This window comes from Streptomyces sp. NPDC090108 (assembly GCF_044747185.1).
Classification (GTDB): domain Bacteria; phylum Actinomycetota; class Actinomycetes; order Streptomycetales; family Streptomycetaceae; genus Streptomyces.
In genome coordinates, this window is sequence record NZ_JBIVDQ010000003.1 from 1 (window position 1) to 21833 (window position 21833).

22 protein-coding genes and 2 tRNA genes are annotated in these 21833 nt (G+C 70.3%); 10 read left to right on the forward strand and 14 right to left on the reverse strand.

The genetic code is table 11. The features are described 5' to 3' along the window. The first annotated feature begins 400 nt into the window (after positions 1-400). A complete protein-coding gene (locus ACIPRD_RS10175) occupies positions 401-823 on the forward strand; it encodes a hypothetical protein (RefSeq protein ID WP_401561954.1) in 423 nt (140 codons plus the stop codon). A 152-nt stretch (positions 824-975) separates the two neighbouring features. Next, positions 976-1320, forward strand: a complete 345-nt coding sequence (locus tag ACIPRD_RS10180) for a DUF2750 domain-containing protein (RefSeq protein WP_401561957.1) — start codon at positions 976-978, stop codon at positions 1318-1320. On the opposite strand, the gene ACIPRD_RS10185 is transcribed toward ACIPRD_RS10180, so the two are convergent. Continuing rightward, a protein-coding gene (locus tag ACIPRD_RS10185; RefSeq protein WP_401561960.1) for an IS5 family transposase occupies positions 1317-2164 on the reverse strand; the annotation gives its coding sequence in 2 pieces (ribosomal slippage) (positions 1317-1804 and positions 1804-2164; 849 coding nt in all). The genes ACIPRD_RS10180 and ACIPRD_RS10185 overlap by 4 nt on opposite strands. A gap of 332 nt (positions 2165-2496) precedes the next feature. Here ACIPRD_RS10185 and ACIPRD_RS10190 point away from each other — a divergent pair. Then, a complete protein-coding gene (locus ACIPRD_RS10190; protein ID WP_401561963.1) occupies positions 2497-2718 on the forward strand; it encodes a hypothetical protein in 222 nt (73 codons plus the stop codon). Between the two features lie 622 nt (positions 2719-3340). On the opposite strand, the gene ACIPRD_RS10195 is transcribed toward ACIPRD_RS10190, so the two are convergent. From ACIPRD_RS10195 to ACIPRD_RS10215, 5 genes are all read right to left on the reverse strand, one after another. Next, positions 3341-3428 (reverse strand) — tRNA-Lys (locus ACIPRD_RS10195). A gap of 486 nt (positions 3429-3914) precedes the next feature. Further along, positions 3915-4002 (reverse strand) — tRNA-Lys (locus ACIPRD_RS10200). Between the two features lie 418 nt (positions 4003-4420). Then, the gene (locus tag ACIPRD_RS10205; RefSeq protein WP_401561966.1) at positions 4421-5917 is read right to left on the reverse strand and encodes an FAD-dependent monooxygenase; all 1497 of its coding nucleotides are present in this window, start codon (positions 5915-5917) and stop codon (positions 4421-4423) included. Between the two features lie 412 nt (positions 5918-6329). Beyond that, positions 6330-7157: an alpha/beta hydrolase gene (locus ACIPRD_RS10210; RefSeq protein ID WP_356411902.1), complete on the reverse strand. Its 828-nt coding sequence runs from the start codon at positions 7155-7157 to the stop codon at positions 6330-6332. A gap of 312 nt (positions 7158-7469) precedes the next feature. Then, positions 7470-8219: a glucose 1-dehydrogenase gene (locus ACIPRD_RS10215; protein WP_401561969.1), complete on the reverse strand. Its 750-nt coding sequence runs from the start codon at positions 8217-8219 to the stop codon at positions 7470-7472. A 366-nt stretch (positions 8220-8585) separates the two neighbouring features. On the opposite strand from ACIPRD_RS10215, the gene ACIPRD_RS10220 reads away from it, so the two are divergent. Then, positions 8586-9167: a TetR/AcrR family transcriptional regulator gene (locus ACIPRD_RS10220; RefSeq protein WP_401561972.1), complete on the forward strand. Its 582-nt coding sequence runs from the start codon at positions 8586-8588 to the stop codon at positions 9165-9167. A gap of 165 nt (positions 9168-9332) precedes the next feature. Here ACIPRD_RS10220 and ACIPRD_RS10225 read toward each other — a convergent pair whose 3' ends face one another. Further along, the gene (locus tag ACIPRD_RS10225; RefSeq protein WP_401561975.1) at positions 9333-9893 is read right to left on the reverse strand and encodes a rhodanese-like domain-containing protein; all 561 of its coding nucleotides are present in this window, start codon (positions 9891-9893) and stop codon (positions 9333-9335) included. A 75-nt stretch (positions 9894-9968) separates the two neighbouring features. Here ACIPRD_RS10225 and ACIPRD_RS10230 point away from each other — a divergent pair, with 75 nt between their 5' ends. Beyond that, the gene (locus ACIPRD_RS10230) at positions 9969-10250 is read left to right on the forward strand and encodes a metal-sensitive transcriptional regulator (RefSeq protein WP_356411890.1); all 282 of its coding nucleotides are present in this window, start codon (positions 9969-9971) and stop codon (positions 10248-10250) included. 30 nt (positions 10251-10280) lie between these two features. Here ACIPRD_RS10230 and ACIPRD_RS10235 read toward each other — a convergent pair whose 3' ends face one another. The 3 genes from ACIPRD_RS10235 to ACIPRD_RS10245 all read right to left on the reverse strand — a co-directional run bounded on the left by ACIPRD_RS10235 (position 10281) and on the right by ACIPRD_RS10245 (position 13933). Beyond that, a complete protein-coding gene (locus ACIPRD_RS10235; RefSeq protein ID WP_401561978.1) occupies positions 10281-11033 on the reverse strand; it encodes a sulfite exporter TauE/SafE family protein in 753 nt (250 codons plus the stop codon). A gap of 453 nt (positions 11034-11486) precedes the next feature. After that, complete coding sequence (locus ACIPRD_RS10240) at positions 11487-12890, reverse strand: rhodanese-like domain-containing protein (protein ID WP_401561981.1); 1404 nt, start codon at positions 12888-12890, stop codon at positions 11487-11489. Between the two features lie 521 nt (positions 12891-13411). Next, positions 13412-13933 carry a hypothetical protein gene (locus tag ACIPRD_RS10245; RefSeq protein WP_401563143.1) on the reverse strand — a complete coding sequence of 174 codons (522 nt, stop codon included), beginning with the start codon at positions 13931-13933 and terminating at the stop codon, positions 13412-13414. Between the two features lie 117 nt (positions 13934-14050). Here ACIPRD_RS10245 and ACIPRD_RS10250 point away from each other — a divergent pair, with 117 nt between their 5' ends. Next, complete coding sequence (locus ACIPRD_RS10250) at positions 14051-14623, forward strand: GNAT family N-acetyltransferase (RefSeq protein WP_401561983.1); 573 nt, start codon at positions 14051-14053, stop codon at positions 14621-14623. Between the two features lie 81 nt (positions 14624-14704). Here the strand turns inward: ACIPRD_RS10250 and ACIPRD_RS10255 are convergent, their stop codons facing one another. Further along, entirely contained in the window at positions 14705-15691 is a 987-nt protein-coding gene (locus ACIPRD_RS10255) for an ArsR/SmtB family transcription factor (RefSeq protein WP_401561986.1), read from the reverse strand. Positions 15692-15780: 89 nt separating this feature from the next. On the opposite strand from ACIPRD_RS10255, the gene ACIPRD_RS10260 reads away from it, so the two are divergent. Further along, entirely contained in the window at positions 15781-17118 is a 1338-nt protein-coding gene (locus ACIPRD_RS10260; RefSeq protein WP_401561988.1) for an MFS transporter, read from the forward strand. 34 nt (positions 17119-17152) lie between these two features. On the opposite strand, the gene ACIPRD_RS10265 is transcribed toward ACIPRD_RS10260, so the two are convergent. Beyond that, the gene (locus tag ACIPRD_RS10265; protein WP_401561991.1) at positions 17153-17605 is read right to left on the reverse strand and encodes a VOC family protein; all 453 of its coding nucleotides are present in this window, start codon (positions 17603-17605) and stop codon (positions 17153-17155) included. A 294-nt stretch (positions 17606-17899) separates the two neighbouring features. Between ACIPRD_RS10265 and ACIPRD_RS10270 the strand changes: the two genes are divergently transcribed. Next, positions 17900-18742 carry an RNA polymerase sigma factor SigF gene (locus ACIPRD_RS10270; protein WP_356411867.1) on the forward strand — a complete coding sequence of 281 codons (843 nt, stop codon included), beginning with the start codon at positions 17900-17902 and terminating at the stop codon, positions 18740-18742. 25 nt (positions 18743-18767) lie between these two features. Here ACIPRD_RS10270 and ACIPRD_RS10275 read toward each other — a convergent pair whose 3' ends face one another. After that, complete coding sequence (locus ACIPRD_RS10275; RefSeq protein ID WP_401561994.1) at positions 18768-19211, reverse strand: ATP-binding protein; 444 nt, start codon at positions 19209-19211, stop codon at positions 18768-18770. Between the two features lie 294 nt (positions 19212-19505). Between ACIPRD_RS10275 and ACIPRD_RS10280 the strand changes: the two genes are divergently transcribed. Then, a complete protein-coding gene (locus ACIPRD_RS10280; RefSeq protein ID WP_401561996.1) occupies positions 19506-20033 on the forward strand; it encodes a DUF6584 family protein in 528 nt (175 codons plus the stop codon). A gap of 273 nt (positions 20034-20306) precedes the next feature. On the opposite strand, the gene ACIPRD_RS10285 is transcribed toward ACIPRD_RS10280, so the two are convergent. Further along, positions 20307-20873: a hypothetical protein gene (locus ACIPRD_RS10285; protein WP_401561999.1), complete on the reverse strand. Its 567-nt coding sequence runs from the start codon at positions 20871-20873 to the stop codon at positions 20307-20309. Positions 20874-21139: 266 nt separating this feature from the next. Between ACIPRD_RS10285 and ACIPRD_RS10290 the strand changes: the two genes are divergently transcribed. Then, positions 21140-21763, forward strand: a complete 624-nt coding sequence (locus tag ACIPRD_RS10290) for a TetR/AcrR family transcriptional regulator (protein ID WP_401562000.1) — start codon at positions 21140-21142, stop codon at positions 21761-21763. Positions 21764-21833 lie beyond the last annotated feature (70 nt).

Sequence of the window (21833 nt, forward strand, 5' to 3'; positions counted from 1 at the left end):
CCGAACACGTGCGCTGAACCGAACCGCTCACCAGAGGCGACGACAACGCCGTACCACTCCCCGCGTCCAGCCAGGACCCGGAAAAGCAGTGCGGCACCGCGACAGCCCCATGACCCCCGAACACACGCACGTCGACCAGCGCGCAGCTACCACCCCGCTCACCACGGAAATCTTCATGGCCTGACGCACCAGACACCACAAACCGGAACGAACACGCCGCCCCAGCAGACCTGTTCGAGAACGGCCGAGCCCGGACAAAGCCCAGGGGCGGCGTTGTGACGCCTCAGAGGTCGTTTTGAGAGCATCGAGCAGGCGACAGCAGGTGCGTGGGCCTCGCGAACCTTCATCGGTGACCACTCCCACCACGCTGTACGAGACAGCGCTACGCGATACTCGCCCCGTGGAAAGGTTCGAGCAGGCCCGGGCAGCGGAACAGCTTCGGGATTGGGATGCGGCTATCGCGTTGGTAAGCGCTCGCGCCGAGTGCTACTCCACCGATCACTCCATGCACGACAACCATCTGTGGCACATGGATTTGCTCGCCTGTGCGAAGCGGTTCCCCGAACTCACGGAACTCGCTCTTACGGATGTCCATGCACGTCGGAGACTCAACAGATCGCTTCGCGAGCAGGGGATGGAGGCGGCGCTGCACAGCCGCGCCAACGATGGTGACCGTGACGCTCTGTACGTCCTTGTCCGGCTGCTGTGCGAGACACGCCGGACCCAGGAGGCCCATCGAGCAGTCCAGGACTTCGGCCCGGACGATCAGTACGCACACCAGATCATGGCCCGCTTCCGACCGCCGTCAAACGGTACGCAGTAACGCTCGCCACCTGCCTCATCTGACCTACCAGGAGGCGGTTCGTGGAGTGTGCCGTTCACGGGTGAGACAGAGCCAGGGCTGTTGATCGCGGTGCTCGGTCGGCTAAGAACTCCTAACGAGATGGGTCTTGGGGAACGTTAGGCTCGGTGGTCATGAGTCAGAGCGGTTCGCAAGCGGCGGCATTCTTCCGAGATGTCCGTGAAAATAGAGTGGTCTGGCTTGTCCGGGATGACGACGGAAGCCCGACTCACCTCGCCGCGGACGGCACGCGAAGTTTTCCCTTCTGGTCTACCTCGCCCCGGGCTCAGAGGGCGGCGAAGATCTGGGGGCGTGGGCTCCGCGTCGATTCGATGCCCTTGGACACCTGGCGCGATCTTGTACTGCCCCATGCCGCCAGAGATGGACTCGTGATCGGCATCAACTGGAGCGGGCCGCGTCTGGTCGGCTGGAGCTTCACCCCCAGGGAAGTCCTCAACCGGCTCGCAGCAGATACCTAACCCACGGCATCGGTCACCAGAGCGCACAGCCGGCGCCAGCAGATGAGTGCGCATCCGAGAGTGAGGAAGGCTTCGTGGATGTCATCGCGGATCTCCCAGCGGATCCGCAGCCGGCGGAACCAGTACAGGTGGGCGAATGCGCGCTCCACCACCCAGCGTTGGGTGCCCAGTCCCGAGCCGTGCTCGGTGCCGCGCCGGGCGATCACCGGCTTGACGCCGAGGTCCCGGACCAGGCGGCGGTATTTGTCGTGGTCGTAGCCACGGTCACCGAGCACCACGTTCGGGCGGCGCCGGGGCCGGCCACGCTTCCCACGCACAGACGGCACGGCCTGGAGGAGTGGGATCAGCTGGGTGACATCGTTGCGGTTGCCGCCGGTCAGGGTGACGGCGAGCGGGATGCCGTTGGCGTCGGTGATCAGGTGATGCTTGCTGCCCGTCCTGCCCCGGTCAACGGGGCTTCGTCCCGTCTTGGAGCCCCTTTTAACGCGCGGATATGGGAGCCGTCGACGGCCGCCCGGGAGAAGTCCAGAACGTTCGCGTTGCGGAGCCTGGCGAGGAGGGCCTCGTGCAGTCGCGGCCACACCTCAGCCTCGGTCCACTCGGCCAGCCGGCGCCAGCAGGTCATGCCGGAGCCGAAGCCGAGTTCCTGCGGCAGGTGTTCCCAGGCGATTCCGGTATGCAGGACGAACAGGATGCCCTGGAACACCAGACGATCCGGATGCCGCTTGCGCCCGGGGTGCCGGGTCCGGCGCTCAACCCTGGGCAACAGCGGCTCGATCACCGCCCGCAACTCGTCATCGACTTCCCACGGCTTCGGCCGGGCCACCCCGCACCCCCGGATCATCAGTCCCGGAGCGATCCAATCACCTCGAAGATCATTTCGTTAGGAGTTCTAAGTGGTTCCTGGCGAAGCTGCCGGCGTCGACCTCGGCGAGGACATCGAGCTTGACCAGGCGTTTCAGCTTGGTGCGGGTGCCCTCGATGTTCTTCGGCAACAGTTCGTGGTCGAGAGTTTTCGCAGACATCGCGGGCCCGGAGGGGGCTGGTGGCCTCGTAGAAGACGGCGAGGATGCGGGGGTAGTCCGGGTGCCCGGGCAGGTCGGGCGAGTCCGGGTGGGCGGGGAGCCGTTCGCTGAGGGCGGTGACGGTCTTCCGGGTGATAACCAGATGAGGTGGGTGGGTCTCGACTTCCCGCAGCCAAGCCTGCAGTTCAGTGATCTGTGTGCGGAGGTCGTCGGCCACGGCCCGGGCGGCGTCCGCCTGGATGCCGAGCGTGTTGAGCAGGGGCTGAATGTTCACGCGGTCACCGTCTGCGGGTCGCGCCAGGCGGGAGTGTTCGCGCCGGTGAGTCTACTGGGCCATGACCTGGGTCATCGCCCAGTAGACACGGCACAATGATCGCCATGACGATGTGAAGAGCACCCGCCGGCCGGAAGTCCTGGCGCCGAGGCGCGACCGGCTGGGCAGTTCACGAAGGAGACCGCGGGCTCTGCGCGGTCTGCCGCGAACCTGTCCGCTCCTACCAGTACCGCTTCCACCCACCCGAGTCCTCCAGCTTCGAACGGTGCATCGGGTTCGCCTGGTGCTCCGGGTGCCGGATCTACTCCGGCACCATGGTCCACGTTCACCGCAAACGCGTCCTGGCCGACGCCCTGACATCGCTACCAACCGAAGCCCGCGAACAACTGCTTCGAAATGAGGCCGCGCTGCTCGACCATCTCGACAGCCGAGGCACCGGTCAGAACTGAGCCGCCACCCAGCTCTCATCGGAGCGGTCTCCTCGAACGCGAGGCAGTCAAGGACCTTCCACGCCGACCGCCCATACGACAAACAAGTCCCGGTGACATGGCGTCAAAGAAGCCCTGGAAGCCCACAACACCACCCGGGACACACCACCCACAACCAAAAGCCCAGAGCCCGCACCCGACTCCACCCCACGAACCCACAACATGCCGGCACACACATGACGTCCGCGGCCCGCACAATAATCTGCACGAGCCACGGACGACATCACACCGAGCGGAGAGGGCAGGATTCGAACCTGCGTGAGCCGAAGCCCGGACGGGTGAAACACCCGGCCCCCGCTAGGCCACTACGGGGACCTCTCCCAGCAGCGAGTCCGCGGACATTCCCGCCGTCCCGCCGTTAATGACAATCCTGCACCACCACACCTGACAGAACCCTGACACCACACTGACACCCACACCCCCAACACCCCACCAGGGAAAACACCACTACCGGACCCGGTACGAGACCCCGGGGAAAGCCCACTACCCGGCCGGGGACGCCGATGCGCCAGGAGCGATCAGAGGAAGCCCTCTGCCGTTCGACGGCCGGGAGCACACAGGCTCCGGCAGCCGGAGAACCGGGCTGGAACTGCAGCGAGCTTCCAACACGCTCCAGAACCCACAGCCTCCCGGCAGAAGGTCCCGGTCCCCCGGCGAATTCGGCACGAGAACCTCCCGCACGTCACGCCGTAAACAGAGACGGAAAGATTCAAGACCAGCCACCCACACTGCACGCACATACCACGATGCCCACCGCCACCCGCGATGAACTCGGCAAGGGTGACGGTGGGCATGGAGACACACGAGCGGAGAGGGCAGGATTCGAACCTGCGTGAGCCGAAGCCCGGACGGGTGAAACACCCGGCCCCCGCTAGGCCACTACGGGGACCTCTCCCAGCAGCGAGTCCGCGGATATTCCCGCCGTCCCGCCGTTAATGACAATCCTGCCCCAACAGGCCTGACAGGAGCCTGACACCACACTGACACCCACACCCCCAACACCCCACCAGGGAAAGCACCACCTACAGAGTCGGCGCGGGGTCGAGGGAAAGCCCACTGCCCGACCGGGGATGCCGATGCTCCAGGAGCGATCAGAGGAAGCCCTCTGCCGTTCGACGGCCGGGAGCACACAGGCTCCGGCGGCCGGAGAACCGGGCTGGAACTCCAGCGAGCTTACAACACACCCCACCCAACCCACTCAACCAATAACCACACCAACTGCACACCCAGCCAGAGACAATACCGACCCTGCGATGCCAGAAAAGCGCCCCCTGGCCGGGCCGGACAGAGGGCCAGCCCAGCCCGTCATGGCGCTACTCCCCCGCCACCACCCCACCACAACTCGCAGCCAGCACCTCACGGATCCTGACATCACGGCCCTCAGCAGACCGCTCCGACGTAGCCCACGCAATATACGCATCAGGCCTCACCAAAACCGCCCTACCCACCAAACCCACAGCAGTCACAAACTCCACCCCACTCCCCCACTCGCCGGCGATCGACCCGGGAAACGGCGCATCCGCCGGCGTCACCAGTACGAATCGGCGCCCGCGCAAAGCCTCGTAGAGGCGCCGTCCGTCAGTCAGAGGGATGTCCGGGACGCGTTTGCCGGTGAGCGGATGGGTACCGGCCGCCGCCCGGTAGGCGATGTCGATCCCGGCCATGGCCCGTGCCAGACGCCGGGCGACCGGCGGGAAGCGAAGGACGGTACGGGCTGCGAAATCCCGCACACCGCACAAGGCCCGAGGAGTGGTCAGCACTCCACGCAGAAGCGCACCACTCCTGCGAATCACCCTCCGCCCCACCGGATGCCTCTCAGCCTGATACGAGTCCAGCAGAGCTTCCGGGGCCCGGCCACGGAGGACGGCAGCGAGCTTCCACCCAAGATTCGCCGAATCCTGAATGCTGGTGTTCATGCCCATGCCGCCCGCCGGCGAGTGGACGTGGGCGGCGTCTCCGACGAGGAAGACCCTGCCGTCCCGATAGCGCGGGGACTGCCGCTCGTCGCTGTGGAAGCGGGAGATCCAGCGCGGGTCGTGCATGCCGAAGTCCCGGCCGAGGGCCCGGCGGGCGATCGCCTTGACCTCTTCCAGATCGACGGACGCGCTGTCGGGCATCTGGTGGCGGCGGCTCCAGGCCATGACACGGAACCATCCGTCACCGAAGGGCACGACGATGGCGAAAGCATCCCCCACCGCCCCCACCGTGGGAGGCTTCCGCGGAGGTTCAGCGAGCCGCACGTCGGCGAGCATCATCGACCGCACCGCCGCACGGCCGGGAAACGGCAGGCCGAGGCAACGGCGTACCGTGCTGTTGCGCCCATCGGCGCCCACGACGTAAGCCGCACGCAGCGTGTGACCGGCACCGTCGGCATCCCGCACCCGCACCTCGACGCCGTCGGCGTCCTGTCGGACATCGGTGACTTCGCAGCCCTCGCGGAGGTCGGCACCATGGGTGCGGGCGCGTGCCCGAAGCACCCGCTCGGTGTTGTACTGCGGCGTCACCAGCACGTGCGGGTAGCGAGTCGGCAACCGCGACAGATCGATCTGCAGGAACTGGAGAACGGGGTTGCGCAGACCCGTGGCGACGAGCTCGTCGGCGACCCCGCGGGCGTCCAACTGCTCCAGCGTCCGTGCGTTGACCGAGAACGCCCGTGTGAGCTCCGAGTCCCGCACGCGCCGCTCGACGACGATTGTGCTGACACCGGACTCCGCCAGGTCGCCCGCCAGCAGGAGCCCCGCCGGCCCCGCGCCCACGATCACCACCTGCGCGTCGAAGTCCACTGGTCCTCCTCCAGGTCGGCCGCCCATGCCACCCGTCGCTGCCGGCTTGTAGCCCCCAGCCCGTACGAGAGCCCGTACGAGCCGACGCCCTCACCCCCGGCCGGTCACGGCGCCCGAAGCCCCGAGGAGCCGATGACGCCGGGGGGCGTCGGGGGGCGTCGGGGGGCGTCGGCCTGGAATCCTCTGGAGACTTCGGATGCGTGCAGGCCAAGTCCGCCGCTCGCCGCCCCGTCCGGCCGCTCGCCGCCCCGCCCCACCCCGCCCGGGAGAACGCCGGCAGGCAGTCAGAGGGTGCCTGCCGACCCGTCGGCAAATCCCGCCGGCCGAAGCCTCAGCCGTATCGCGCGGTCCCGCTCGGAACGCGGAGGGGGAGCCTCAGCGGGGACGGCGTCCCCGCCGTCCCGAGGCCGCGCTGTCAGGGCGCAGCCGTGCCCCTGACTCAACTGCGGGCGAACTCCAGGAGGTCCCTGTTGAAGATCTCGGCGTACTTCGGGACCATCGCGAGGCCGTGAGGGGCGCCCGGGTACACCTTGTAGATCGCGTCCTTGACGATCTTCGAGGACTTGTCGCCGGCCGCCACGATGGGCACGATCTGGTCGTCGTCGCCGTGCACGATCAGCGTCGGCACGTCGACCTTCTTGAGGTCCTCGGTGGTGTCCGTCTCCGAGAACGCCTTGACGCAGTCGTAGGCGCCCTTGATGCCCACGGTCATGCTCCAGAGCCAGAACTCGTCGCGGGTTCCCTGCGTGACGGTCGAGCCTTCGCGATTCGCGCCGTAGAACGGGGCGCTCAGGTCCTTGTAGAACTGCGAGCGGTCGGTTTCCACACCCTCGCGGATCTCGTCGAAGACCTCGATGGGCAGGCCCTCGGGGTTGGCCTCGGTCTTGAGCATCAGCGGGGGGATCGCGCCGACCAGGACCAGTTTGGCGACCCGGTCCGTGCCGTGCCGTCCGATGTAGCGGGTGACCTCACCGCCACCGGTGGAGTGGCCGACCAGGATGACGTCGTTGAGGTCCTCGGCCTCGATGACGGCGGCCAGGTCATCGGCGTACGTGTCGAGGTTGTTGCCGTCCCAGGACTGCCCGGATCGTCCGCCGCCACGCCGGTCGTGAGCGATCACGCGGAAACCGTTGTCCGCCATGAGCTTCATCTGCGGGTCCCAGGCGTCCGCGGTCAGCGGCCAGCCGTGGGAGAAGACGACGGGCTGGCCGGATCCCCAGTCCTTGTAGAAGATCTGCGTGCCGTCCTTGGCCGTGGCGTAGGGCATGTCGGAGTTCCTCTCGAACTGGTCCAACCTCGTCGAGATCGGCGCCGAGAACGTACAGGCGCCTCGTCGGACTCTAATCGAGTGACCACGCGGTCGCGCGTCGAAGAGCGCTGGGCAGCGCGGCCCCCGCAGGTGGGCGCGGCAAGGCGCGGCAGCGGTCCGAGACGTGCCGGACCGGCCCGATTCCGACGGTCCTCACGATGCGTCGCCGTCACCGGTCGCGAGCGCTCCATGCCGAACGTCCGGCCGGGGCATCCCCGGCCGGACGTTCTGAGCGGACGGCCACCGACGACCGGGCCGCGAGGGTGGCGGTCAGATCTGGTTGAGTCCGCCGTCCACGAACAGTTCGGATCCGGTGACGAAGCTGCTCTCATCGCCGGCGAGGAACAGAGCGGCGGCAGCGACCTCGTCGGGGTCTCCCATCCGGCCCAGCGGAACCTGAGCGGCAAAGGCGTCCCGCATCTTCGCGGCCCCGTCGGCGTCGGCGGCCAGGCCGGTGATACCCGGCGTGAGGACCGGTCCGGGCACCAGGGTGTTCACCCGGATCGCCCGGTCCTTGAGCTCGTTGGCCCAGGTGCGGGAGAAGGAACGGACCGCCGCCTTGGACGCGGCGTACACGCCGAAGTTGGCCTCGCCCGAAGTCGCCGCGGTCGATCCGGTCAGGATCACCGAAGCGCCCTCGCTGAGGAACGGAACGGCCTTCTGGACGGTGAACAGCATTCCCCTGACGTTGATGTCGAACGTCGAGTCGAAGTGCTTCTCCGTGACCTGTTCGAGAGCGGCGAACTCGCCGCCGCCCGCGTTGGCGAACAGCACGTCGATGGGGCGGCCGCGCTCGGCGACGGCCGCGTAGAGGCGGTCGATGTCCCCGAGGTCGGCGACGTCACCCCGCACCGCAACGGCTCCATGGCCGATCTCGGCCAGGGCGGCGTCGAGGGCTTCCTGTCGGCGGCCGGTGATGAACACGTGGGCCCCTTCGCGCGCGAATCGTTTGGCCGTAGCCAGCCCGATTCCGCTGTTGCCCCCGGTGACGACGGCCGTCTTTCCGTCGAGCTGTCCCATGGTCATCACTCCTGTCCGGTGCGGGCATCGCCTGCGTGCACCAAGCTTCGCTGTTCGCCTCACGGCCCGCCTCAGGTGGCCGGCCTAGTTATGGACTATACGGTAAAGAACGTGGTTGTGGACCGCTCAGACAAAAACGAGGGTGCGAGCTGAATCACCTGCGGAGTGACGTCGGGCGCCGGGCCGGGCGGCCGTACGACCGGCATGCGAGGAGGTGACGGGGAATGCCGAACCGGAACCCCTGCGGACTCTCCACCGACGCCACGCCCGCCCCGACCGCTGGACAGGTACGCTCCCCGCGGACTGCCGCGGCGGACGCGCCCAACGATCTGGACCGGTGAGTCAAGAACGGAGTAGACTCCCCCCATGGGACGCCCTCGGAGTTTCGACGAGAAACGGATACTGGAGTCTGTACGCGAGCAGTTCTGGAGCCAGGGCTACGGGGCCACGTCGCTGCAGGATCTGACGGATGCCACCGGCCTGGGCAAGGGGAGTCTGTACGGCGCCTTCGGCGACAAGAGGCAGTTGTTCCTCAACGTGCTCGACAGCTACCGCGCCGAGCAGCTGAGCGGTGTCCGGGCCGTCCTCACCGGCCCCGGTACCGCCGTCGAACGGCTGACGCGGCTCGTGGAGGGCGTGGCCGAGGGGTTCACGGAGGACCCGAAGCGGCGCGGATGCCTTCTGGTCAACAGCACGTCCGAGCTGCACAGCAACGACCCTGATGTCGCCGCACGCGCCCGTGTCACCTATCAGGAGGTCGAAGACCTGCTGATCACGTGCGTGAAGGAAGCGCAGCAGGACGGGTCCGTGGATCCGAGCGCCGATCCGCAGGAACTCGGGCGACTGTTCCTCGCCGTCATGCAGGGCATCGAGTTCCTCTCCAAGACCAACATGGACGGCGCCGCTCTCCAGCAGATCGCCCACGCCGCGCTCAAGATTCTCGGCTGACGAAGAAGCGCGGGCGCGGCGGACGTGCGGGCACAGCGGGCGCGGCAGACGGGCGGGCGCGGCGAATGCGCGGAGGCCCGTCGACGGTCGACACCGGTGGGCTGTGGGCCGCCGTACGACCTGCGGCGCCTTCCGCGTGTCTGCCGCGCCCGCCGTACGACGGCGTCAGCCGGCGAGGGCGGCGAGGGTCGTGTCGAGGTCGCCGGTGGCGGGCCGGTTGTGGGGGAGCTTGGCGAGGATCCGGGCCATGCCGCAGGTGTCGGTCAGGGCGGAGAAGACCAGGCCGCCGGCGACGCCCGCGGAGCCCCACCGGGCCGCACTCCAGCGCCGTCCGGCGAGCAGCCCGGTCAGGACCAGGGATCCCGCGGCCAGGCGGACCTGGCGTTCCATGGCCCAGGGGGCGCGGGTTCCGGTGGAGCGGTCGGTCGCGTGGCCGAGCCGGGTCCAGGCGCCGGTGCCGCCGGAGAGAGTGGCGGCGCCGATCCCGTGGGCGGCCAGGCGCTCGCAGGCGGTGGCGGAGCGGGTGCCGGAGGCGCACACGACGAGGAGGTCGCCCCGGCCGGTGGCCGTCCTGAGGGCGTCCAGCGCACGGTCGAGCTGGTCGAGGGGGATGTTGTGGGCGCCGGGCAGGTGACCGGAGGCGTACTCGCCGGGGGTGCGTACGTCGACGACGGTCAGCTCGTGAAGACGGGCGTGGGCCTGGTCGGCGGTGAGGGTGAGTGGCACAGGGGGATTCCTTTGCTCGATGGGGGACACCGCCTTCGCTACGATACCCAAGGGGGTATCTCGAAGGAGTGGGCTGTGGAACTGGCGATGGCGGCCGAGGAACTGAAGACGGTGGTCAACCGGCTGCGCAGGGCGCAGGGTCAGATCGCCGGGGTGATCAAGATGATCGAGGAGGGGCGGGACTGCGAGGACGTGGTCACCCAGCTCTCGGCGGCATCTCGCGCTCTGGACAGGGCGGGGTTCGCGATCATCGCGACCGGGCTGCAGCACTGTCTGACGGACGGGGACATGGGCGCTCCCGAGGAGCGGGAGCAGATGCGGGCCCGGCTCGAGAAGCTGTTCCTCTCGCTGGCCTGAATGCGGTGCGCCGTCGTACGACCTCCCTTCTCAGGTGAGGGCGTCGACGAGCATGAACGCGGCCACGGCCAGCAGGACGGCGGCGAAGGCGCGCTGCAGCCCGGCGCCGCCCGCCTTCGCGGCCAGGCGTTTGCCGTCCCAGGCACCCAGGATGGCGGCTCCGGTGAAGGGGCCGACCAAGGTCCAGTCGATGCCGCCGGCCGTTGCTCCGCGGGTGGCCAGGGAGGCCAGCGAATTCGTCGAGATGACCAGCAGGCTGGTGCCGACGGCGGCCCGCATCTCGAAGCCCAGAACGGTGACCAGGGCCGGGACGGCGAGGAACCCTCCGCCGACGCCGAGCAGTCCGGTCAGCGCTCCCAGTCCCGCGCCGGTCCCGGCGGCTCTGGAGGGCCGTACCGACGAGGTCGGCTCGTGCGCGTGTGCGTGGCGGGGGCGCAGCATGTTGACGGCGGCGAGTGCGGCGACGGCGGCGAACGCGCCGGTCAGGATCGGTTGCGGGAGCCACGCGGAGAGGACCCCCGCCGCAGCGGCGGGCAGGAGTCCGGCGGCGGCGAACAGGGCGCCGGCCCGCCAGCGGACGATGCCGGTGCGGGCGTGGGCGTACAGGGCGGTCAGCGAGGTGGCGCTGACGATGACCAGGCTGGCGGTCGTGGCGGCGGCCGGGGTGAAACCGAGCAGGTAGATCAGCGCGGGCACGGCCAGGACGCTGCCGCCTCCGCCGAGGGCGCCGAGTGCGAGCCCGACCACCGCTCCGGCTGTCAGGGCCAGGACGATCGCGCTCACGCTATGACACCGTCGAGCAGGACGTTCTCGCCGCCGACCGGCAGTCCGCCACTGGTCCCGGGGGGCATGCCACCGGTGACGGGCGGCCGTCCGCAACCGGCCCGGGCGGGCGTGCCGCTGATGACGGGGCGCTGTCCGTCACGGGGCCGAGCGGTCGTGCCACCCGTGACGTCGGTGGCGCGTACACCCTGGCCGGTCAGCGGCTCGGTGGCCGGCGGGGAGCTGTGCCCGGAGCGGCAGACGGCCGGGATCGGCCCGCTCCGCCGCTCTCTCGGGAGGGCCGCGGCAGCGGCGACCGGTCGCGTCGGCGTCGTCGGGTACGACGTGCCGGGAGCGCGCCGGGCCTTCCGCTCCGGACTTTCGTGGACGTCCGGCGGTACGGCCCCGCCGCAGCGGGTCCGCCGGGGGGTGAGGCGGGCGGGGCCGCGGCGGAGGAGCGAGAACTTCACGTGATCACTTTCGAGCGGGTGACGCGGACAGCGGGTCGGCCGGTGCGGGGCGGGTGAGCTGGAGTCCCGCGTCGGCGGCGGCCCCGAAGCCGTCGTCGACGGCGACGACGGCCCGGCCGGCGGCGTCGAGCAGGGAGGCGGCGATCGCCGCGCGCATTCCGCCGGCGCAGTGCACCCAGACCACCCCGGGTGGCACCTCACCGACGCGGCCGTGCAGCTCGTGGACCGGTATGTGGACCGAGCCGTCGATGAACCCGCCCGCGCGTTCCGAGGCGCGTCGCACGTCCAGGACGACCAGCTCCTCGCCCCGCTCGCGCGCGCCGGCGAGGTCGGCGAAGCGGGCACGGCGGAAGGACGCGAGGCGTTCGCCGGCACGGATCCAGTCGGCCGGATCGCCCGTGGCCGCTGCGGCCGGGCGGTCGATCCCCACCCGGACCAGTTCCCGCTGCGCCTTCGCGATCAGTTCCGGGGTGTCGGCGAGCAGGGTGACGGGCTTGCCCCAGGGGATCAGCCAGGCCAGATAGGTGGCGAGCCCGCCCTCCCCCTCGAAGTTGAACGAACCGGCCACGTGCCCCTCGGCGAACGCGACGCGGCTGCGCAGGTCCACCACCCACTCACCGGCGGCGAGCCGGGTGGCGATCTCCTCGGCGTCCGCCCGTTCCGGCGGGGTCAGGTCCAGTGCCGTGGGGCCCGCGGCGTTGGCCGGGCCCATGTGGGCGTAGTAGGCGGGCACGTCCTCCAGCCCGGCGAGCAGCCGCGCGACGAAGGTGTCCACGTCCAGGGTCAGCGCGTCGTTGGTCGCACGCTCCGCGCCGATCGTGGTCGTGTCGCCCTCGGCCTGGGCGGAGGAGCAGAAGCTGCCGAATCCGTGGGTCGGCAGTACGGGCACGTCGTCGTCGAGCTCGTCGGCCAGCCGGCGGGCGGAGGCGTGCTGGGCGCGGGCCAGTCGCTCGGTCAGCCGGGGCTCGACCAGGTCCGGCCGGCCCACCGAGCCGATCAGCAGGGACCCGCCGGTGAACGCGGCGACGCCGCGCCCCTCCTGCTCCAGGACGTAGGAGGTGTGGTGCGGGGTGTGCCCCGGGGTGGCGAGCGCCCGCAGTACCAGGCCCTCGTCCACCCGCATCGTGTCGCCGTCGGCGACCGGTGTGCGTGCGAAGGCGACCGATGCCCCGGCCGGCACCAGATAGCGGGCGCCGGTCGCACGGGCCAGGTCCAGGCCGCCGGTGACGTAGTCGTTGTGCACGTGGGTCTCCGCCACGTACGCGATGCGGACGCCGCGCCGGGTGGCGGCGGCGATGACCTGGTCGATGTCACGGGGCGGATCGATGACCACCGCGGCCGTCCGGCCGCCGGCCAGATAGCTGCGGTTGCCCAGCCCCTCGATTTCGAGGGTGTCGACGAAGAACACGGCTCCGACTCCTTTCCGGAAAGTACCCCGGGGGGTATCTGGTCGCCACCCTAACAGGGATACCCCTGGGGGTATTCACATGGCCGGGGACCGCCCCGCCCGGCGGCGCCTGCCTCGGTAACGGGGGGGGAGGGAGAGGGTCCGGTGATCGGCTCCGGCCGGGAGAGAAGGTTCCGCGGAAGCGGGCCTGGCGGCGGACCGGGCGCGGCGGGACACGGACCTCCTACGGGGTTCCGCCCTCGGCCATGGCACGTCCGCCGTCCCCGCGCGAGGCATCCAGGGCGCGTCTGCCGTCCCGACGCGAGGCGTCAGGTGGGGGCCATCGCCGCCGTCGCGGCCCGCTCCGGTGACCGGGCCACGAAGCTCGCCTCGGCCGTCGGGAAAAGGAGGCTCGGGGGAGGCGACTCGGCTTCTCCCGGGGCGGGTTCGCGCTCCCGTCACGCGCTACGACGAACTCGACGTCCTCTTCGAGGCGACCGTCCTCGCCGCCGCAGTCGGCGAGGGGCTGTGGCTCTCCGCCGTCAGGTGGCGGGATCCACGTTCCACGCAGCAGGCAGATCACTGCCGCAGAAGACGCAGACGAAGTCGTCCTCACGCACGATGTTGTGCTCCTGGCACTCGGAACACCGCCGGAACACCACCTCGTGGGTGAAGCCGGAGGGCCGCCGGAGCCCTGCGGCGTCCAGAGCGCGGGCGACCTCCGCCCAGGAGGTGATGTCGGGGCAGTACCCGGTGGACTGGTTGCTGACCTCGCTCACGGTCCACCCGTCCGCCTCGCGCATGAAGCTGATCTCCCCGGCGCCGAGAACCCTGCCTCCGCCGGCACAGGCCACGTGCTCGCTTCGTCGCGGCGCCAGCCGGAGCGCACCGTCCGTACCGACCACGAAGGTGAACGGTTCGGCCAGTTCCACCGCCGATCGCTCCACGATCCAGCCGCCGAAGTCCCCCGCCGAGCCGATCCGACGGCCGCCGTCACCGGGCCGGACCGCGGCCTTCAGCTCGATCGGTCCGACATAGCGATAACTCCGCCCCCACTGGCCCACCTCGGCCAACCCAGCGCACCTCCCGAACATGCCCTTCCGCGCCAGGAAAAGCCGTTGCGAGTGGCTCGTATCGGAGGTCTGATTGACCGGCCACCGGTCATGGGAGGGAACACGAGCATGGCACTGACCACCCCCTCGTTGCGCACCGCCCGTCTTCGACTGCGTGCCTTCGAAGACGCGGACGCGGACGGCCTCTTCGCACTGCACAGCAACTCCCGCGTACTGCGCTACTGGGACTCGCCACCGTGGAGCGAACCTTCGCGCGCCGAGCGGTTCCTCACGGGTTGCCGGCAGATGACGGAGGAGGGCACCGGGGTGCGGCTGGCCGTGGACCGGGCCTCCGACGGGGCGTTCATCGGCTGGTGCAGCCTGAGCAGGTGGAATCCGGACTTCCGGAGCGCCTCCCTGGGCTACTGCTTCGGTGAGGCGGCGTGGGGCCACGGCTATGCGACCGAGGCCGCGCGAGCCGTGCTGCGGTGGGCGTTCGACACGCTCGACCTGAATCGCGTCCAGGCCGAGGCCGACACACGCAATGTGGCATCCGCCCGTGTGCTGGAGAAGCTCGGCTTCGCGCGTGAGGGGATGCTGCGGGAGGACTGTGTCGTCGACGACGAGGTCTCCGACTCGTTCGTCTACGGGCTGATCAAACGGGAGTGGCGGCCGCCGGCCGAGCCGGTTCCCGCCGGCTGAGTCCCGCCGCCCGGACCGGGTGCCGGTGCGCCTCCGCCCGGGCGAGCCTCCGGGGTCCACTCCCCCGCGTCGCCCCGCGTCTCATCCGGCGCCCTCGATCAGCGCGTCGCCGAGTGCGGTGCGGCGGTAGAGCACCGTGCGGCCGGCGCGTGCGCGGGTCAGCAGTCCGGAGGCCCGCAGTACGGCAAGGTGGTCGCCGACCGCGCCGGGGGCCATGCCGAGGCCGCGGGAGAGCTGCGTGGTGCTCGCGGGCGTTCCCAGTTCCATGAGCAGCCGGGCCCGTGAACGTCCCAGCAGGGCGGCGAGCGTGGCCTGGACGTCGGGGGACGGGGCGGTGCGTTCCCAGAGCGCCGCGGTGCCGCGCGCCGGGTAGACGAGCGCCTTGGGCCAGGGCTCGTCGTAGAACACGGCCATGCCCGGCCAGAGCAGCACGGAGGGGACCATGAGCAGTCCCTCGCCCGAGAGGTCGACGACCCTGTTCTCCGAGCGCAACGGCACCCGCAGGCCGGGGCCGCTCCATGCCAGTCCCTGGTCCAGGCCCGCGATCGCCTCCTGCCAGCCGCGCTCACCGATCACCCCGACGCGGTGCACGACGTCGCGCTCGCAGATGGCCCGCAGTCGCGGCCAGTCGTACGCGAGCAGGTCGTTCCAGGCGCGGTCGAGCGCGTCGCCGATCAGGTCGACCACGTCGTCCGAGTCCAGCAGTTCGCGCACCCGCGGGGTGCGGACCGGGGCCCGGCGTTCCAGTCGGCCGATCTCGGCGCGGGCCACGGAGAGCGGGGTGGCCCGGACGGCGCGGAGGTCGTCGGCCCAGGTCTGGGCGAGTCCGCGGGGCGGCGGGGCGATGAAGTTGGCGCCCGCCGAACCGGTGCAGAGTGCCAGGACGGCGTCCAGCGCGGTTTCACGGCGCAGGCGCTCGAAGGCGGGCGCGAGGCGTGCGGCCCATCCGTCGGGCAGAGGTGCGTCGTCACGGCCGAGGCGGCGCAGCAGGCCGTTGAGTTCGAACGCCGGTGAGAGGGCGAAGCGACTGCGCAGCAGGTCGTCGGCGGTGGCGGCGTAATGGAGCACGCCTCCACGCTAACGGGTGTGCCGCCGGACCTTACGTGCTGGGACGAATCATTGGCGGCGCCCGGGCCCTCCGCACGAATCTGCTGAGCATGACGACCGCTCCCCCGCCTTCCCCGGGCCGGCCGGCCACGGCCGCGCGACGCACGACCTACCGCGCGGTGCTGGCAGAGCCGCGCTTCCGGCTGCTCTTCCTGACCCGCGTCCTCGGTGTGACGGCGGGCTCGTTGCGGATCACCACCTTCTCCGTGCTGGTCTTCACGGGTACCGGTTCCGTACTGCTCAGCACTGTCGCCTTCGGGGCTGGATTCCTCCCGCAGTTGTTCGGCTCGCTGTTCTTCGGCTCGCTGGCCGACCGTCTGCCGCCCCGGGCGGTCATCGCCTGCGGCTATCTGCTGGAGGGTGCGGTGGCGGCGCTGCTCGGCCTGGTCCGGCTGCCGACGGCGGCCGGACTGGCGTTGGTCGCGCTGGTCGCTCTCGCCGCCCCGGTGTCCACCGGGGCGTCGGCCCGGCTGATCGCCCGCTGGCTGACCGGCGACGCGTACGTGTTCGGACGGGCTCTCAACAACATGGCGTCGAGCGGCGCGCAGTTGTTCGGCCTGGCGCTCGGCGGTGCCGTCGTCGAGACGCTGGGCCCGCGAGAGGCGCTCGCCATCGGTGCCGCGCTCAACCTGCTGTGCGCGGTGGCCGTACGGCTCCGTATGCCGCAGGTCCCCGCGGAGCGGGAGGCGCGGGACGGCACCGGCGGCGGCACGAGCGGCGGTCCGGGTTTCGATGCGAGTGGTAATGCGGGTGGCGATGCGGGTGAGGGTGGCGCCGTGCGAACCAGCCTGCGCGGCGGGGGTGCCTTGCTGCGCGACCACGCGGTACGCCGGCTGCTGCTCGCCCAGTGGCTGCCGAGCGCGTGCGTGGCCGGCGCGGAGGGGCTGATCGTGGCCTACGCGGGCACGCGCGGTTTCCCCGCCGGCTCCTACGCTGTGCTGCTGGCCTGTCTGCCGGTCGGGATGCTCCTGGGCGACCTCTTCGCCGGGCGTCTGCTCCGGCCGTCGGTGCGGGAGCGCCTGGTGGTCCCGCTGATCGCGCTGATGGGCCTGCCGTTGGTGGGCTTCGCCGCGCAGCCGGGCCGCACGGTCTCGGCCGTGCTGCTGCTCCTCACCGGCTGCGGCTTCGCCTACGGCCTGGGCCTGCAGCGCGAGTTCCTGGCCGCCCTTCCCGAGCACGGCCAGGGGCTCGCCTTCGGCCTGCTCGGCTCGGGCACCATGACCCTGCAGGGAATCGGCCCGGTGTGCTTCGGCGCGGTCGCCGCCGTCGGTGGCACAGGCGGCGCGATGGCACTGGCAGGGGCCGGCGTCCTGCTCACCGCTGTCTGGGTTCCGACGTGGCGGCGCGCGGGTCGGACGGCGGTCTCACCGGTGTCCGGAACGAGCTGACGGACCGTACGGCCGGCGTGGGGGGTGTCTCCGCCTACGACGCGCAGAACTCGTTGCCCTCAGGGTCCCGCATGACCCACCAGTGTCCGGCCGGGCCCTTGTCCACCTCGCGGACGCGGGTCGCTCCCAGCCCTTCCAGCCGGGCCACCAGTTCACCGAGGCCGCCTGGTTCGCCGTGGACATCGAGGTGCAGGCGGTTCTTGCCCGTCTTGCCCTCGGGTACGTCCTGGAAGAGCAGCCGGCGGCCGCGGCCGATACCGCTGAGTCCGTCGAACGGGTCCTCGGGATGGCGGATCGCCGCATAGCCACGGAAGACCTTGCGGCCCCGGTGCTCGGTGACGGCCTCTTCGCCGATGCGGCCGGCGGACAGCAGCTGTTCGACCAGCGCGCTCGGGTCCTCCACCTCGTACTCCAGCGCCAGGGCCCAGAAGTCCGCGAGGGCGGACGCGTTCGTGCTGTCGATGACCAGCTTCCAGCTCAGTGCCATGCGGACGGTTCTACGGGTTGCGCCGACTCCCCCGCAACCGAAACCTCCACCCTGCCCGGCCCTGCCCGGGGACCACTACGGCACCGACGCCGCGGGCCCTTCGGCGAGGCACCGTCCCCGCGTACACCCTTGGGAGTACCAGCCACTGGGCAGTCTCACCTGTGACCGGCCTCTTCCGCCGCACGCTCGTATGAAGGCAGGCATGAGTGCCTCATGACGGGGTATCCGAACGACGGCGCCGCCGCGGTACGGGTGGCAGCCACGGTTGGCTTCAGCTCTGGGAAAGGAATCGTCATGGCGCTCATGACCAGGACGGCAACGCACACGCACACCACAGGTCTGCCCGAGGTGACGGAGCCTTCCCAGGTCGCGCCCAAGGACGCCCGCGAACTCTCCAGGCTGTTCTTCGGCCAGTTGCAGGAGCTGGAAGAGGGCACGCCTGAGTACAGCTACGCCCGCAACACGCTGATCGAGATGAACATGTCCCTGGTCCGGTACGCGGCCGGCCGGTTCCGCAGCCGCGGCCCGGAGGAGATGGAGGACATCGTCCAGGTCGGCATGATCGGGCTGATCAAGGCGATCGACCGGTTCGAGCTCTCGCGGGAGGTGGAGTTCACCTCCTTCGCCATCCCGTACGTCGTCGGTGAGATGAAGCGGTTCTTCCGCGACACCACCTGGGCCGTGCACGTGCCCCGCCGTCTGCAGGAGGCCCGCGCCCAGCTCGCGCGAGCCACGGAGGAACTGAGCAGCCGTCTCGGCCGTACCCCCACGGTCAAGGAGCTGGCGGAGCTGATGAGCCTGCCCGAGGACGAGGTGCGCGAGGCGCGCCTGGCCGCGAACGGCTACACCTCCGCCTCGCTGGACGCCGCGATCAGCGGCAGCGAGGACGGCGAGAACGCGCTCCAGGACTTCATAGGCGCGGAGGACCAGGCCCTGGAACTGGTGGAGGACTTCCACACCCTCGCGCCGCTGATCGCCCAGCTCGACGACCGCAGCCGGCAGATCATCCACATGCGGTTCGTGGAGGAACTCACCCAGGCGCAGATCGGCGAGCATCTCGGCGTCTCCCAGATGCACGTCTCCCGTCTGCTCTCCCGGTGCATCGTCCGCCTCCGCGAAGGCATGCTGGCTTCCTGAGGCTCTCCTGCCGAAGAGCCACCCCTCAGGCGCCGGATCTGCCCAGCCGGAGGCGGGCGATGACCTGCTTGCCGGTGCCGGCGGCGATGACGTGCACCTGATGGCACAGCTGTTGCACCAGGTGCAGCCCGTGGCCGCCGATGCGGTGCGGGTCGTGCGGTCCGAGCCGCGGTGAGCGGGGTGAGCTGTCGCTGACGGTGATCCGCAGCGCGGTCCGGTCGGGTGTCACGTCGAGTGTGAGGCCGCCCGGCCCGGGTGCGTGGCGTACGGCGTTGGTGACCAGCTCGCTGACGACGAGCTGTGCGTCCTGACTCGGCCGGCTGTCGGGCTGGTGCCCGGCCTCGGCGAGCAGGGCACTCACGGCGTGCCGCGCTTCGGCGATGGAGGTACCCGCGGTGGTCCAGGCGGTGGTATACCGGAGGTGCGCCGCGGGCTTCTGTACGTCTCGCTTGCTCAGTGGGGTGACCATAGAACCGTCCTGTGCCATGCTCCTTGTCCGGTGATACGTGTACAGGCCTGTGTTGACTCACGTACCCGGTGTCGCCCCGGTCATGGGCGACTCGTGGCTCCGGACCGGAAAGTCCACGGAGAGCGGGACGACACCCGGGTCCTGATCGAGGGTGCCGCCGGGTCGGCGCGCATACCTCGGGTATCCGGCGCGACGCGCCGGGCGGCGTCGCGTACCGGCCCTGCCCGGACCGAGCGCGTGGTGAGCGACAAAACCCGGTCGACGCGGGTGAGCGCGGTACTCGATCATGCGTTCATGCCACTGAGTGAGACCGTAGCCCGAGCAGAAGCAGACCTGGCCGCAGGCCGTATTCCCGTCGCGCGCCAACGCCTGCGCGGTCTCGTCTCGTCCTTCCCGCACGATCTGACGCTCCGCCGACGGCTGGCCGAGGTGTACCGGCTCTACGGCGACGCCGCCGAGGCCGGACGCTGGATGTACCTCGAAGAGGACCGCAACGCCGAGGAGACCGCGGCCTTCGAGGCCCGGTACGGCTCTCCCGGTTGGCGGATGAAGGCCCTCGCCTGGCAAGGTCCCGAAGCGAAGGCTGCGACCGCCTTCGCCCGGGGGCAGCTGGCCGCGGTACGGACCGCCTGCACCGAGGAGCTGGGGCGCCCCGCCGACTGGGACGACCCCGCCTCGTACGGGAACGGCCTGGGGAACACGCACGAGACGCCCACTCGGCCCTGGACGGTCAAGGGCGCTCTCGCGGGCGCCGGCTGCCTGGCGGCGGCCCTTGTGTTCCTCGCGATCTGGGTGAACGGACTCGTCGCCCTCTTCGGCTGACTCGGGCCATCAAGACGTGCTCCAGCCGGTAGCCATGGCTCAGCTGGGTCCACCACATCGACGCCGGGCTACGCAGTCGCATCGCCGCAGTGCTCACGGCACACATCCCCGAAGCAGCGCTTGGCGATCCTTGGGGTGGAGCACCGTCGGGCTGAACGCTGAGCGACTCCGCAGCCTTGACGGCGCCTCATCTCGGACAGCCGGCCTACCGGTAGCGGACGACCCGTGGCCGACGCGCCAGAACCACGGCCCGGAGGTGTCTCCGCAGGCGGTTCATCCGGTCTTGCCCGCTTGCCGCAGCCGGAGTGCGGAGACGAGGAAGAAGACGCCGCCCAGGAAAGCGTAGCCGGCCAAGGCGCTCAACGAGGCGTTGCCCTTGCCCGCTTGGGCCACGAAGGACGCTCCGGCGAAAGTGGAGAGGGCGCCGCTCGCGATCATCGGCCACTGCCCCGCCATGCCGCGCCGCAGCGCGCCGACGACCAGTTGGGCGATTCCCGCGGTGATGGCCCAGGCGCCCCAGACCCGCAGGACGGCCGGGATACCTGACGCGACGGCGGCGACCAGGCCCGCGGAAGTGAGGGCGCTGAGCGCGATGTTCGCGTAGAGACCTCGCACCGGGCCCCGGTCGGCCTTGGCGGACCTGACGTCGACGACTGCGCACCCCACGTCGAACAAGGGGTAGATCACCAGCAGTGTCGCGCTGAGGAGGCTCAGGGTGTGGGCGGAGGCGAACAGGAGGGCGGACCAGACCGCGGCGAACACGAACCGCAGTAAGTACAGGCGGCGCAGTGCCGTGGTGTCGCCCGTGATGCGGGCGGGGGCGGCGAGGGAGGAGTCCACGAGGGGGCCTTTCGGTCGAAGTGGAGGTGAAGGTGGAGGTGGAGGTCGAGGTGGTGGCGGAGATGAATGCGGATGCTGCGGGGGCCGGTCGGCTCGTCCGGCGCCGTGGTCCCTGCGGGCGCGGCATGCCCCTTCGAGCAAGTCGCCTTCTCTGTAGCCGAATTGACGGTGAGGGAGAACGTTCGTTCTGCCTCCTCATCTAAGGGACTCCCGCGGCGACTGTCAAGACCGAACGTTCTCCCTCACCGGCTGCTACCGTGACCGCCATGAGCGCAGGAAGAGAACGCGGGAGTGTGCCCGAGGCGCGGGTGCGGCTGCTCGACACGGCGACCCGGATCTTCTACACCGAGGGGATCCATTCCGTCGGCGTGGACCGGATCATCGCGGAGGCTCAGGTCACTCGCGCGACCATGTACCGGCATTTCAAGGGGAAGGAGGAGTTGATCCTCTCCTACCTCCAGCGGGCCGATCACGGCATCCGCGCCCAGGTGAGTGCCATACAGGCGCAGGACATGCCGGCGGCCGACACGGTCCGGGCGGTCGGGCGTTCCATCGCCCAGGGCATCCAGTCCTCGGGTTTCCGTGGATGCGCCTTCCTGAACGCGGCGGCCGAGTATCCCGACCCGGCGCACCCCGTCCATCAGGCCGTACTGGCCCACCGGCACTGGTTCCTGGAGACCGCCACGCAGCTGATGGAGAACGCCGGCTGCTCCCCCGCCGACGCGGCGGGCCGGCACTTCGTCATGCTCCGGGACGGCGCCATGGCGGCCGGCTGCCTCTTCGAACCGGCCTTGATCTGCGAGACGTTCCTCGACGGCATCGAAGGCCTCCTGCGGACCGCGACAGCGTCGGCGCCCGCGCCGGACGCCCCGGCCACCCTGCTCACCTGACCGTCCGGGCGGACCGCGGCCGAGGTGACGCCGCCATCGGCACATCGGCCGCGGCTCCGAGGGAGTGGCC

Bases quoted from the DNA above. Each gene is read 5' to 3' on its own strand.
- ACIPRD_RS10180 (WP_401561957.1), top strand. From the start codon at position 976: ATGAGTCAGAGCGGTTCGCAAGCGGCGGCATTCTTCCGAGATGTCCGT.
- ACIPRD_RS10205 (WP_401561966.1), bottom strand. From the start codon at position 5,917: ATGGGCGGCCGACCTGGAGGAGGACCAGTGGACTTCGACGCGCAGGTG.
- ACIPRD_RS10210 (WP_356411902.1), bottom strand. From the start codon at position 7,157: ATGCCCTACGCCACGGCCAAGGACGGCACGCAGATCTTCTACAAGGAC.
- ACIPRD_RS10215 (WP_401561969.1), bottom strand. From the start codon at position 8,219: ATGGGACAGCTCGACGGAAAGACGGCCGTCGTCACCGGGGGCAACAGC.
- ACIPRD_RS10220 (WP_401561972.1), top strand. From the start codon at position 8,586: ATGGGACGCCCTCGGAGTTTCGACGAGAAACGGATACTGGAGTCTGTA.
- ACIPRD_RS10250 (WP_401561983.1), top strand. From the start codon at position 14,051: ATGGCACTGACCACCCCCTCGTTGCGCACCGCCCGTCTTCGACTGCGT.
- ACIPRD_RS10260 (WP_401561988.1), top strand. From the start codon at position 15,781: ATGACGACCGCTCCCCCGCCTTCCCCGGGCCGGCCGGCCACGGCCGCG.
- ACIPRD_RS10265 (WP_401561991.1), bottom strand. From the start codon at position 17,605: ATGGCACTGAGCTGGAAGCTGGTCATCGACAGCACGAACGCGTCCGCC.
- ACIPRD_RS10270 (WP_356411867.1), top strand. From the start codon at position 17,900: ATGGCGCTCATGACCAGGACGGCAACGCACACGCACACCACAGGTCTG.
- ACIPRD_RS10275 (WP_401561994.1), bottom strand. From the start codon at position 19,211: ATGGTCACCCCACTGAGCAAGCGAGACGTACAGAAGCCCGCGGCGCAC.
- ACIPRD_RS10280 (WP_401561996.1), top strand. From the start codon at position 19,506: ATGCCACTGAGTGAGACCGTAGCCCGAGCAGAAGCAGACCTGGCCGCA.
- ACIPRD_RS10290 (WP_401562000.1), top strand. From the start codon at position 21,140: ATGAGCGCAGGAAGAGAACGCGGGAGTGTGCCCGAGGCGCGGGTGCGG.